The sequence below is a fragment of the Methanobrevibacter sp. genome, assembly GCF_045644645.1.
GTDB lineage: Archaea > Methanobacteriota > Methanobacteria > Methanobacteriales > Methanobacteriaceae > Methanocatella.
On sequence record NZ_JAZRHE010000085.1, the window covers coordinates 1 to 11,982 of the forward strand.

The window sequence follows — 11,982 nt, forward strand, 5'->3', positions numbered from 1 at the left end:
TAACTAACTTTTAACAAATAAGTTATATTTTATAACTTCTCTCTTATAAAGTATTTGTTTTCACATATAAGTTAACAGTTATTTCTTAACACTTGCAACTTATCCCTAATAAGTTATAAGTTATAAGTTATAACAAAAAATAATGAAAAAAAATAAAGAAGGATTATTTAGCATTTTGCATTGATCCTTCAAAATAGCTAGCATATCCTTTCAAGTCCAACATTCCATGACCTGAGAAATTCATTACAATTGTTTTCTCTTCACCGGTCTGTTTACATTTAAGAGCTTCATCGATAGCAACCTTAATTGCATGAGTGGTTTCAGGAGCAGGAAGAACACCTTCATTACGGGCAAAGGTAATTCCGGCTTCGAAAACATCTCTTTGATGAGCTGACCTAGGTTCGATATAACCTTCCTTAGTTAAAAGTGAAACAAGTGGAGACATACCGTGATATCGTAATCCTCCGGCATGAACTGACGGCGCTACGAAGTCATGTCCGAGTGTAAACATTTTAAGCATAGGAGTAAATCCGCTTACATCTCCGAAGTCATATTCGTAACTTCCTTCTGTTAATGTTGGACATGCACTAGGTTCAACAGCAATGAACTGGGTATCTGAATTTCCGTCGATTTTATCCTTGATGAATGGGAATAAAGAACCGGCAAGGTTACTGCCTCCTCCGGCACAGGCAATCATGACGTCAGGTTCCTCTTCAGCAATTTCTAGTTGGGTTTTAATTTCCTGACCGATGACAGTCTGGTGCAACATTACATGGTTCAATACACTTCCGAGAGAATATTTGACTTCATCATTAGCCAAAGCCTCTTCCATAGCTTCAGAAATAGCTACACCCAATGAACCTGGGTGGTCAGGATTTTCAGCCAAGATTTGACGGCCGATTTCTGTATTTTCACTTGGAGAAGCGTAAATGTTACCGTTATAAATATTGATGATATTTTTCCTGTCAGGCTTTTGCTGGAAGGAAACTTTAACCATATAAACAGTACATTCAAGGTCAAGCAAATTACATGCCAATGATAATGCAGTACCCCATTGTCCAGCACCGGTTTCTGTAGTCAATCTTTCAACACCTTCCTTTTTGGCAAAGTAAGCCTGAGGAATAGCAGAATTCAACTTGTGAGAACCGGTTGGAGAAGTATCTTCACGCTTATAATAAATCTTAGCGGGAGTGTTTAAATATTCTTCAAGTCTTGTAGCTCTAAACAATGGAGAAGGTCTTCCCATTTGCATATATAATTCTCTGACTTCATTTGGAATTTTAATATAACGGTCTTGTGCAAATTCCTGTTCTAAGCCGGCTTTTGTAAAAGCTTTCTGTAAAGAAGCAATCTGATCTTTACCTTCACTGTTTATAGGCATAGGAAGTTCAGACGGCAAATCAGCAATAACATTGTACCATTGTTTAGGCACTTCGTCTGATGATAAAGTGATTTTATAATTCATAATAATAGTTATTATAATGTACTATTTAAATCTTTGTTGTACATATATGTACACTCTAATTATTAATAATATAAGAAACAATTTAAAATCATGAGAATTTTAGCTATTGATGTTGGAACCGGAACACAGGACATTATGATTTATGATACTGAAAAAGAACTGGAAAACTCCATAAAACTGGTACTGCCTTCCCCGCACCTTTATATTTCCCAACAGATTAGAGAAATTGAAAACGACATTTACTTCAAGGGGGATATAATGGGAGGAGGAAAGATTAAAAAGACTATTCAAGAGCATATGGAAAAAGGATACAAAGTAGTCATGGACCCGCTTTGTGCCAGGACAATACGCGACGATTTAAATCAGGTAAAAGCAATCGGTATTGAAATCGCAGATGAATCAAAAGAATATAAAAATTATACAAGAATCACAATGGGGGACATAAACATTGCAAAATTATCCGAATTTTTACTGGGATATGATCTGGAATTCGATTTTGATAAAATAGCAATAGCCGTTCAAGACCACGGATACAACGAAAACATGGGAGACAGGGATTTCAGATTTGAAAAAATAAGAGAAAAGGTATGCGAACCTATCTCTCCATTGGAATTCGGATTTGAAGATGACATGCCTGAATACTTTACAAGAATGCAGGCAGTAAGAAGACAGATTAAGGCGGAAGGAATAGAAGATATCCCGTTGGTAATGGACACAAAATTCGCATCAATAGCAGGAATGTGTTATGACGAAGTAGCTAAAAAGTTAAAAAGTTACATTGTAATTGATATCGGTAACGGGCATACCACAGCAGCATCGATAGAAAACGGAAAGATACAGGGAGTGTTTGAACATCACACATCAAGTTTGACCGGTGAATCACTTGAAAGATATATCAGACGTCTGGCATCTGGTGAAATAACACATGAGGAAGTTCACGAAGATTACGGTCATGGCGCCCATGTACTAAATCCAATATCAAAAATTGAAAAAGTGATTGTGAGCGGACCGAAAAGAGAGCTGATAGAAAAAACAAATCTGGACTGGCATCATGCGGCACCGGGGGGAGATGTTATGATGACCGGTACAGTCGGATTAATAAAAACCGCACTGGGTGGATAAAATGCTAAAAATGGATTCTCATATACACAGCGAATATTCATCGGATTCATCATCCAGAATTGATGACATTTTAGATGTTGCAACTAAAAGGAATATTGACATAATTGCAATTAGTGACCACAACACAGTTGATGGAACAAGTGAAGTTTTGGCTAAAACAAGGAACACAGATATACTTGCAATTCCATCTATAGAAATTTCTTCAACACAAGGCCATATCCTTGGTTTTGGGTGTGAGGAAAATATACCTCGTGACCTTTCACCACAAGAAACAATAGACAAAATTCATGATTTGGGTGGTCTTGCAATAATACCACATCCATACTGTTTTTACCGTCATGGCCTCCTATGTAAAACTGACTATAAAGATTTGAAAATTGATGCAATAGAAACAAAAAATGCTAGATTCATTGTTGGCTACTGCAACGGGAAAGCAAAAAATTTATCCAAAAAAGAAAATATTCCCGAGTTAGGTGCAAGTGATGCTCACTACTGGAAATTTGTTGGAGATTGCTATAGCTTAATCGATGCAGAAAAAGACATTGACAGTGTTATAAAATCAATAAAAAAAGGAAAAACAAAAGTTGATGGAAAAGGAACTTCAAATGTTCTTTTATCAAAATATCTTTTTGAAAGAAGAGTTTTAAAGAAATTTGATTAAAAAGGATAATTATTCATCCTTTTCAATTAAAATTTCTATTATAGAAACATTTGTTTTTTCGTTATTGTAGTTTTCAATTTCTTCAGTAGAAATCCTAATATCTGTAACATCCGCTTCTGGAACGAAACGATTTCTTATTATTTCAGCAGCATCAACAGCTCTACTGATGGCTTTACCTCTAGCTCTTAGAAGAACACTGTTAGAACCTTCATTGAATTGTGTTACAACTGCTAAAACATAATTCATTACAGGCTTACTACCAACGAAAATAGTATTATTCTCCATTTAAGTCACCATATAAAATTTAGATTTTTGATGTATATAAAATTTTACATGAGACAAAAAAACACAGATAAATAGAATTTAATTAAATTAATATTTGATATCAATTAATGTCAATAATAAATTAATAATTAAACTATAATAAGAAAAAGAAGAAAAAAAGTGAAAATTATAAATTATTATGCTCTTTGTATCAATAATAACTTATTCATAGAATCAAGAACAGCCAAAATACTTGCCATGACAATATCCTGATTGGTTGATCTGCCTGTGGAGGTATTGCCCAGTGAATCTGAACTGATAACAAAAACTTCAGCAAGAGCATCAGTACCGCCGGTGATAGCTTCAAGATTATACTCCTCAAGTTCAATATCCATAGTACCTTGAACCAATTGTCTAATTGCATTTAATGCGGCATCAATAGGTCCCACACCTGTACTTGCGGTCTCTTTTTCTTCACCATCAATTTCAAGTTTAACAGTTGCTGTCGGAGAAACATTAGCACCCATGGAAATACTTAAACCTTTAATAATGATTGGTGTTTCACGGGCGGAGGAAAGTTCAGTAATCGCAATAGCTATCAAATCATCATCAGTTACACATTTTCCGCTGTCGCCTAATGATTTAATTTCATCAAAAACCTTGCAAAACTGCTCATCATTTAAATCAATGTGATTTTCCTTCAATTTAGATTTTACTGCATTTGCTCCAGTGTGCTTGCCCAAAACTATACGTCTTGAATGGCCAACCATCTCAGGAGATATCGGCTCATATGTAGAGGAATTGTTCAAAATACCGTGAACATGAATTCCGGATTCATGGGCAAAAGCATTGTCCCCAACGATTGGCTTATTAACAGGCATTTTAACCCCTGTTAAACGTCCGACCAAATTGGATAAACTGTATAATCTGGTTGTATCCAAACCTAAATCAATGCCATAGGCAGATTTAAGAGTCATTACCAGTTCCTCTAAAGAGCAGTTTCCAGTTCTCTCACCCAATCCGTTAATGGTAACGTGCGCCTGATTGGCTCCGCATTCAATGGCCGTTAATGTATTTGCAGTAGCCAGACCGAAATCATTGTGAAAATGAACACTGATTGGAGCTGTAAAATTATTTTTAATATCGGTGATTAGTTCACGGGTCAAAATCGGAGTTAAAACACCTACAGTATCTGGAACATCCAGAAAGTCAGCGCCGGCACTAACGACTTCACCGAAAACCTCAAATAAGAAATCCCTTTCTGTTCTAGTTGCATCCTCAGCGGAAAACTCGACAGTCAGGCCGTGATCTTTTGCATATTCAACTGCTGAAACTGAAGTTTCTATAATTTTATTCTCGTCCATTCTGAGTTTGTAATTTCTATGCAATGGGGAAGTACCTATAAAAGTATGGACATATTCCAAATCGGCGTCTAAAACAGCGTCAATATCATCTTTAAGGGAACGTGCCAAACCAACAAGAGTGGAATCAAGACCCCTTTCTTTGATTCTTTTAGCAGATTCTATTTCACCGAGAGAAGCGGCCGGAAATCCAACCTCAATTTTATCAACACCCAAATTATTGAGTTTTTGTGCAATCTGAATCTTTTCATCAGCTGTCAGCGCAACACCGGGTGTTTGCTCACCGTCCCTTAATGTTGTATCGAAAATATAAATCTTGTCCGAAAGGTTCATATCCTCTTTTTTTAGAATTTCTATATCATTTGTAATCATTTCATTACTTCCCTAAATCCTAATAATAATATCATCTGAAGGTTTATAAATTTTTTTTAGAATAAAAAAAAGGTAAAAGTTATTTTTTACCTTTAATTTTTCTAATGACTACAACGGCCAAAACAATGACAATTATTAAAACGGCTATTGAATAATACATTTGTATTGAACCTGGAACCTCATGTTTATCTATATTTAAAGAATATAGATATCCTGCATCATCACCAAAAAACAGACTGTTTCCATTAATAACCGGTGAAGATGTAATAGGAGAATTAAATAAAATTGTACCCGGATTATAATTGAATACCTCCTGGCCTGTGTATTTATTTAAGACATATAAATATCCATTATTACAGCCAAATGCAATTAAATTATCTTTTAGTGCAGGAGTTGACTGAATTTTATCTCCTGCAAAATGGCTCCACTTTACAGTTCCATCCCTAATGTCAATGCAAGTTAAATTTCCTTCATCTGAGCCAATATAAACGCTGTTGTCATGTTCATCAACAGTCGGAGAAGCTATTATCTTATTGTTTAAATCAACCTTCCAGTTTAAACTTCCGTCAGATTCATTCAAACAGTATATGTTCCCATCGCTTGAACCGAAAATAACTGTATCATTTACATAACTAGGGGAAGATACAATCTCATCACCTGATGTGAATTCCCAATTATTCTCTTTGTCTGTACCAATACTGTATAATTTACAATTAGTTGAACCGATGTAGACTGAATCATTTACAACTATAGGGGAAGATTTGAGTTCGCCATCCAATTTTTTATTTAAAACTTCCTTACCGTCATCCTTGTCAAGACCGTACAGGTGACCGTCGTCACTTCCAAAGTAAATCACATCGTCGTAGAAAAATGGAGTGGACTGAACATTATTACAGTCATATTCCCAGACAACTTTATGATTGTCAATATTGACCGCTTTTAATCCATCTTCACATCCAATATACAGTCTATTAGAATTAATAATAGGTGAAGAATTGGTTTTAGCATCCAAATCCAAATCCCATTCTTCCTCTCCGGTTTCCATATCTATAGCCTTTAAAATTCCATCAACAGAAACAATGTAAATATAATTTTCGTAAATTGCAGGAGAAGAATGAATAGAAGATCCCATGTCAAAAACCCAAAGATTTGTTACAAAATCTGAGTTGTCATCCCTGTAAGCGGCATGGTCTATTCCACCTGCAAATGAATTCCAATCATCAGCAGCAATTGGAGATAAACATAAAATACAAATTATAAAACCTATCAACAATTTTTTATACATTTATAAACCTCCTATACATCCCTGTTAAATCTTTTTACTCCAATTATGAAGAACAATAAAGTGAAACCTAATAAAATTACCAGATCAAACCATACATCACCTAAAGTTTGTCCCTTGAGCATTATTCCTCTCATGGCATCATTTAAATATGTCAATGGGAAAACATAAGCCAATTTCTGTAAGATCCAAGGCATTGTTTCAATCGGATAGAATACCCCTGAAACAAACATCATAGGCATTGAAAACGGAAGGGAAATCTGAGCATAATCCTCCTGTGTGGAAGTTCTGGCCGAAAGCATGATACCGAAACCGACAAAGCACAATGCACCTATGACAAGAACAATGAACGTCTGTAAAAAACCGCCCTTGATACTGACATTGAAAAGTATTACTGCCATGAATATCAATATCAACGCTCTTACCAATTCAATCAGAAGTTTTGCCGCAATCTTACCGCCGATAACTGTGGAAACAGAGGTCGGAGTCATAAATAATCTTGCAAGCTCTCCTGTTTCACGTTCTCCAGCTATTGTTGCACCCATTCCCATCATACAGCTCATCATAATAGTCATTCCCAAAATTGCAGGAACTAAAAAGTCGATATATTTAATATTTCCATAAATTCTATTGATATGAAGGGAAATGTCATCTTTAAAGTTGTTTAAGGAATGTGACAATGATGGAGTGATATTTGCATTCTGAGTTGAAACGCTGGTCTGGGAAGCCGCCACCATATTAGACAGTCTGTAAAATATTCCCTGAGTTGATGATTCAATAATCTGGGACGCCATCTGATCTGACGAATCCAAATAAAGCGTTACCCCTTTCTGCTGAGACGAATTGTCATCATAATCCGCCGGTAAAATAATGGCCGCCTTGACTTCACCCGAATCAACCATCTTCTTACCGTCATTCATATTATCCATAACTTCAACAACATGATATGTTTCGGTTGATTTGATAGTGTTCAAAGTCAAATTGGTTAAATCACCATGACTTTGGGAAACGACAACAATCGGCAGGTCTGTCATTTCCCCACCCATTCCATAACCAAAAAGTAAAATCATTATAATCGGAAATGCAATGATTGATACCAGCCTGGCTGGGTGTCTTTTAAGAGAAATCAATTCTTTTTTAATCATCCACCAAAATTTATTAGGCTCTATCATCTTCATTCACCTCTGCTGTTGATTTAATGAAAACATCTTCAAGGGAAGGTTCCTCTGTATAAATCGATTTTATAATACCTCCTGAAGATATTATCTGATTAAGTACATTATGAACAGCCATATCGTCAAAGCTGTCAACTTTTAAATTTATACGACCGTTTCGAGCTATTTCAATACTTTTTACATTATCAAACCTGTTAATAGCTTCAATAATATTGTCATCCTGATTTTTCAAAAGAACTGACATCTTTTTTAAAGTTAAATCCTCAAAATCTTCACTGATTGATGCATCTGCATCACTTTCCTGTGAAATTTTACCAAGGGCATTGGTTATTTCCTGCTTATTGCTTTCCAGAAGGGAATCCTTGAGACCCTGAGGAGTATCATATGCAACCAGATTTCCTGTATTGATAATTCCAACATTATCGCAAAGCATGTCCACTTCATGCATGTCATGAGAACACAGGATTATAGTGTGGCCATTATCATTCAGTTCCCTGATCAAATCCCATAGCGTACGTTTTGTAGTGGGATCAAGACCGATTGTAGGCTCATCCAAAAATAAAATATCCGGCCTGTGAACCAGACTGGCCACAAGAGAAGCTTTCTGTTTCTGGCCTCCTGAAAGTTGGCCTACACGTTTATCCTTTGCATATTTAATATCCACAAGTTCCATTAAATCTTCAATTCGTGAATCTCTCTCATCCTTGGGAACTCCATAGTAATCCGCACACAGTTGAGAATTTTCCATTACTGTTAAATCCTTATACAAACTGACCTGCTGTGGGACCATGCCTAAAAGGTTTCTTACCTCATCTGGATTTTTCTGAACATCATATCCACCAACAATAGCTTTTCCGGAAGTGGGCTGTATTAAACAGGTAAGCATCTTAATTGTTGTGGTTTTTCCAGCCCCATTAGGACCCAGCATTCCAAATATGCTTTTGTTTGGAATTTCCAAGTTAAGAGAATTAACAGCGCGGAAGCTATTGTTATAAACCTTGGTCAGGTTTACGGTTTCAATTGCGTTTTTCATCGTTAATCTCCTTTCCAGTCATTTCTTTAAAAAAGGCTAACCATGAGGAATTGCTTAAAACCTCATTCATATGAATTTTAATAAAATTTAAAAATTCATCACCCTCATGGGTGATTGAATAATATTTAACCCTTTTATTGTTTTCGTTAACTTTCCACTCTCCAACGATAAATCCTCTTTCCTCCATTTTAGACAAAATAGGATATACCTTACTGGATGTAATATTGATTTCACATTTGGAATTTTCAAAGTTGAAGAAATCCTCTAACCTTTTCATGATTCCATAACCATGGATACTCTCTTTAGAAATAATCCATAAGATCAGATTGTGAATAATACCGTTTGAAAAGTTCTTAAAAACTTTTTTATGTGATTCATCAAAATTTTTGTCTGTCATAATTCACCATATGTCAAAATTTGATATATGTAAACGTTTAATATATTATTATCTCATAATATATAAACATGAAACTAGGTTTTACAACACTTGCACTGTTCATGGAAGACAACAGCAAAATAATAAATTTGGCAAAACAGCACGGATTTGAAATAATTGAAATTCTTGGAGAAGGTCCGTTCTTTGAAAAGGACAACAATGAATTTAAAGATTGCGGTCTTGATATGAGAATCCATGCAGCAACCGTTGACATAAACATAGCAAGCTTAAACAAGGGAATAAGGGCCGAAAGTGTAAAACAAATGATTCAATGTGGACAATATGCAGAAAGCATTAATGCAAATACGATTACTGTCCATCCAGGAATCATAGGCCGTAACGAACCGCATTTAAGAAAATGGGCATTGGAAATTGCAATTGAAAGTGTCGGGGAGATAATCGACAATACCAATGTTGAAATATCTGTTGAAAATATGCCTGTCAGAGGCAAATTCCTGGGAAACACTGTTGAGGAAATCGAAATGATTCAGGAAGCTACCGGCTGCAGTCTGACAATAGATACCGGTCACGGGAACACCTGCGGTAACCTGGAAGAAATGCTCTCACTAAAAAACATCAGCTATTGCCACCTGAATGATAATGACGGAGTTAAAGACCAGCACATTACTTTGGGTGAAGGTACACTGGACTTGAATCTATTGAAAAAAATAGATACCGCCATTATAGAGCTAAACAATTTTGACAATATCTTAAAAAGCAAGGAGGTTATTGATAATTTATAACTTATTATTTTTTTTGTATAAGTTATTAGTTATAACTTATAAGTTATAAGTTATATGCATCAAAAAATAAAATTCAAAAATCGATCATGGTAACCTCCAAAATGTCTTCAATAACATAATCTGTCTTATCCATCATTTTTGGAGATACTTCTTCCTGCTGTTCAATAGTTAAAACACTAACATCCGCTTTATTAAATGCCAACAAGTCATTAAGGCCATCTCCAACCATCATGACCTTATAACCGCTATCCTGAAGAATTGATACAACCTTACATTTACCTTTGGTAGAAACAGTCCCATACGCATTGTCCTCCGGAACATCCAGCATGTTGGCCAGCCTGTTGATGGCACCTTTTCTATCTCCTGATGCGATGAATATTTCAATGCCCCTTGATTTCAGTGTTTCAACAGTTTCAAAAACTTTCGGGAAAAATCTGCCTGCAGAAGTTATTGTATATGCAACGATGCCCAGATCCATATCAACTATTAAAGCTGACCCGTTGCACAGCTCCATTTTAGATATCTTTTCACGCAAGATGTCAAATCCGTCGGTAATGTCTGAAATGGTGGTTGACTTTTCTGTGTCCAAAATTTCCTTCACTTCGGCTTTGGAAACCTGCTTTGTAGAGAAGCTGACATCGAAATCAATCCCATATTCCTTAATTACATCTGAAATTAGAGTATCTGGGTCCAATTCCAAAAGCTTATTGGTGTTGAACTGAAGTACAACCAAAGCCAGGGAATCGGCCTGGTCTATTAAATCCAGGGAATTGATATCTGTAAATATGGTTCCGTTAATAACATCCTTAATAACCCTATACCTTTTTATTAATGTTCCTGAGTTATCAAATACAACAGCCTTTTTCATGATTAATAATAGTTATAAAAAATATTTAAAAGTATTTAAAAAAACAACCTATATAAATATTGAGAAATAAACTATTAATATTATAATTTACGATTATCAGGTGTTTTAATGAACGTTATTGAAAAATTAAACTCCATTAAAAATGGAGAAATGACAGCTAAAGAAAACGTTGAAAGCTTCATTAAAGTTATAGATGAAAATAACGAAACCATTAATGCATTTATTGAATTAAACTATGAAAATGCATTTAAACAAGCAGAAGCTATTGATGAAAAAATAGCTAATGGTGAAGAAGTTGGCGCTTTAGCTGGATTAGTATTTGGTATAAAAGCAAACATTAATGTTGAAGATTTGATTATTTCAGCGGCTTCCAAAACCTTAGAGGACTACATCGGAAGCTACAATGCAACTGTTGTCAACGAAATATTGGCTGAAGACGGAATAATCGTCGGTATTTTGAATATGGATGAATTTGCAGCAGGAAGCTCAACCGAAACTTCCTACTACGGACCTACACAAAACCCTAAAGCCATTGGCAGAATTCCTGGAGGCTCATCCGGAGGATGTGCAGCGGCAGTAGCTGCTGGAATGTGTGACATTGCAATAGGATCCGATACCGGCGGGTCTATCAGAAACCCTGCTTCACACTGTGGAGTTGTAGGATTCAAACCTACTTATGGTGCCGTTTCCAGACAAGGGCTTTTGGACTTATCCATGAGTCTGGACCAAATCGGACCATTGGCAAATGATGTGAGCGGAATAGCTTTGGCATTGAATGCAATTGCAAATTACGATGAAACCGAATGTACCACTCTTGACTGGAATAAGCCTGACTTTACCGAAGTGCTGGATGACACCAGCCTTGAAGGCATGAAAATAGCTGTATGTAAAGAGTTCATCGATGTGACAGATGAGGAAATCAACAAAACAGTGAATAAAGCAATCAGCAAACTGGTTGATGCGGGCGCTGAACTTGTTGAAGTGAGCTTTGACTACATTGACCTCTGTCTTCCTACATACTACTTGATCAACTATGTGGAATTCTTCTCCGCAACAAGAAAATACGATGGAAGAGACTACGGTTCCAGAATCGAAGAAGTGTGTGGAGATGAAGTTTTAAGAAGAATCAAAATCGGTTCACATATTGCAGAAGCTGAATTCAGCGGCAAATATTACAAAGTCGGAGGCCAGCGGTCTTAG

The 11,982-nt window shown here is 35.9% G+C and carries 11 protein-coding genes and 1 pseudogene; 4 read left to right on the forward strand and 8 right to left on the reverse strand.

From position 1 onward, the window contains the following. Window positions 1-163: 163 nt before the first annotated feature. Window positions 164-1,465, reverse strand: a complete 1,302-nt coding sequence (locus tag ACKI4K_RS04855; RefSeq protein ID WP_407422835.1) for a TrpB-like pyridoxal phosphate-dependent enzyme — start codon at window positions 1,463-1,465, stop codon at window positions 164-166. Window positions 1,466-1,555: 90 nt separating this feature from the next. Between ACKI4K_RS04855 and ACKI4K_RS04860 the strand changes: the two genes are divergently transcribed. Beyond that, window positions 1,556-2,587 carry a DUF1786 domain-containing protein gene (locus ACKI4K_RS04860; protein ID WP_407422837.1) on the forward strand — a complete coding sequence of 344 codons (1,032 nt, stop codon included), beginning with the start codon at window positions 1,556-1,558 and terminating at the stop codon, window positions 2,585-2,587. 1 nt (window position 2,588) lies between these two features. After that, window positions 2,589-3,248 carry a PHP-associated domain-containing protein gene (locus tag ACKI4K_RS04865; protein WP_407422839.1) on the forward strand — a complete coding sequence of 220 codons (660 nt, stop codon included), beginning with the start codon at window positions 2,589-2,591 and terminating at the stop codon, window positions 3,246-3,248. Between the two features lie 9 nt (window positions 3,249-3,257). On the opposite strand, the gene albA is transcribed toward ACKI4K_RS04865, so the two are convergent. From albA to ACKI4K_RS04895, 6 genes are all read right to left on the reverse strand, one after another. Further along, window positions 3,258-3,533 (reverse strand): DNA-binding protein Alba, encoded by a 276-nt coding sequence (gene albA, locus ACKI4K_RS04870; RefSeq protein ID WP_407422841.1) that lies wholly within the window; start codon window positions 3,531-3,533, stop codon window positions 3,258-3,260. A 176-nt stretch (window positions 3,534-3,709) separates the two neighbouring features. Continuing rightward, window positions 3,710-5,245 carry a 2-isopropylmalate synthase gene (locus tag ACKI4K_RS04875; RefSeq protein ID WP_407422843.1) on the reverse strand — a complete coding sequence of 512 codons (1,536 nt, stop codon included), beginning with the start codon at window positions 5,243-5,245 and terminating at the stop codon, window positions 3,710-3,712. Between the two features lie 79 nt (window positions 5,246-5,324). After that, window positions 5,325-6,530, reverse strand: coding sequence for a PQQ-binding-like beta-propeller repeat protein (locus ACKI4K_RS04880; RefSeq protein ID WP_407422845.1), 1,206 nt, complete (start codon window positions 6,528-6,530; stop codon window positions 5,325-5,327). 11 nt (window positions 6,531-6,541) lie between these two features. After that, window positions 6,542-7,699, reverse strand: coding sequence for an ABC transporter permease (locus tag ACKI4K_RS04885; RefSeq protein WP_407422847.1), 1,158 nt, complete (start codon window positions 7,697-7,699; stop codon window positions 6,542-6,544). Beyond that, window positions 7,686-8,735, reverse strand: coding sequence for an ATP-binding cassette domain-containing protein (locus ACKI4K_RS04890; RefSeq protein ID WP_407422849.1), 1,050 nt, complete (start codon window positions 8,733-8,735; stop codon window positions 7,686-7,688). The genes ACKI4K_RS04885 and ACKI4K_RS04890 overlap by 14 nt, the downstream gene beginning before the upstream one ends. Next, window positions 8,719-9,132 carry a PadR family transcriptional regulator gene (locus ACKI4K_RS04895; RefSeq protein ID WP_407422851.1) on the reverse strand — a complete coding sequence of 138 codons (414 nt, stop codon included), beginning with the start codon at window positions 9,130-9,132 and terminating at the stop codon, window positions 8,719-8,721. Before ACKI4K_RS04895 ends, ACKI4K_RS04890 begins: the two co-directional genes overlap by 17 nt. Before the next feature lie 68 nt (window positions 9,133-9,200). Between ACKI4K_RS04895 and ACKI4K_RS04900 the strand changes: the two genes are divergently transcribed. Then, entirely contained in the window at window positions 9,201-9,914 is a 714-nt protein-coding gene (locus ACKI4K_RS04900; RefSeq protein ID WP_407422852.1) for a sugar phosphate isomerase/epimerase family protein, read from the forward strand. A 73-nt stretch (window positions 9,915-9,987) separates the two neighbouring features. Here ACKI4K_RS04900 and ACKI4K_RS04905 read toward each other — a convergent pair whose 3' ends face one another. Further along, the gene (locus tag ACKI4K_RS04905; RefSeq protein ID WP_407422853.1) at window positions 9,988-10,782 is read right to left on the reverse strand and encodes an HAD family hydrolase; all 795 of its coding nucleotides are present in this window, start codon (window positions 10,780-10,782) and stop codon (window positions 9,988-9,990) included. A gap of 108 nt (window positions 10,783-10,890) precedes the next feature. Between ACKI4K_RS04905 and ACKI4K_RS04910 the strand changes: the two are divergent. Continuing rightward, window positions 10,891-11,961, forward strand: a pseudogene (locus ACKI4K_RS04910) (amidase family protein); the annotation flags it as partial. Window positions 11,962-11,982 lie beyond the last annotated feature (21 nt).

What these genes read in the sequence shown, in the direction of transcription:
- ACKI4K_RS04855 (WP_407422835.1), bottom strand. Translation starts at nt 1,465, where the DNA reads ATGAATTATAAAATCACTTTATCATCAGACGAAGTGCCTAAACAATGG.
- ACKI4K_RS04860 (WP_407422837.1), top strand. Translation starts at nt 1,556, where the DNA reads ATGAGAATTTTAGCTATTGATGTTGGAACCGGAACACAGGACATTATG.
- ACKI4K_RS04865 (WP_407422839.1), top strand. Translation starts at nt 2,589, where the DNA reads ATGCTAAAAATGGATTCTCATATACACAGCGAATATTCATCGGATTCA.
- albA (WP_407422841.1), bottom strand. Translation starts at nt 3,533, where the DNA reads ATGGAGAATAATACTATTTTCGTTGGTAGTAAGCCTGTAATGAATTAT.
- ACKI4K_RS04875 (WP_407422843.1), bottom strand. Translation starts at nt 5,245, where the DNA reads ATGATTACAAATGATATAGAAATTCTAAAAAAAGAGGATATGAACCTT.
- ACKI4K_RS04880 (WP_407422845.1), bottom strand. Translation starts at nt 6,530, where the DNA reads ATGTATAAAAAATTGTTGATAGGTTTTATAATTTGTATTTTATGTTTA.
- ACKI4K_RS04885 (WP_407422847.1), bottom strand. Translation starts at nt 7,699, where the DNA reads ATGATAGAGCCTAATAAATTTTGGTGGATGATTAAAAAAGAATTGATT.
- ACKI4K_RS04890 (WP_407422849.1), bottom strand. Translation starts at nt 8,735, where the DNA reads ATGAAAAACGCAATTGAAACCGTAAACCTGACCAAGGTTTATAACAAT.
- ACKI4K_RS04895 (WP_407422851.1), bottom strand. Translation starts at nt 9,132, where the DNA reads ATGACAGACAAAAATTTTGATGAATCACATAAAAAAGTTTTTAAGAAC.
- ACKI4K_RS04900 (WP_407422852.1), top strand. Translation starts at nt 9,201, where the DNA reads ATGAAACTAGGTTTTACAACACTTGCACTGTTCATGGAAGACAACAGC.
- ACKI4K_RS04905 (WP_407422853.1), bottom strand. Translation starts at nt 10,782, where the DNA reads ATGAAAAAGGCTGTTGTATTTGATAACTCAGGAACATTAATAAAAAGG.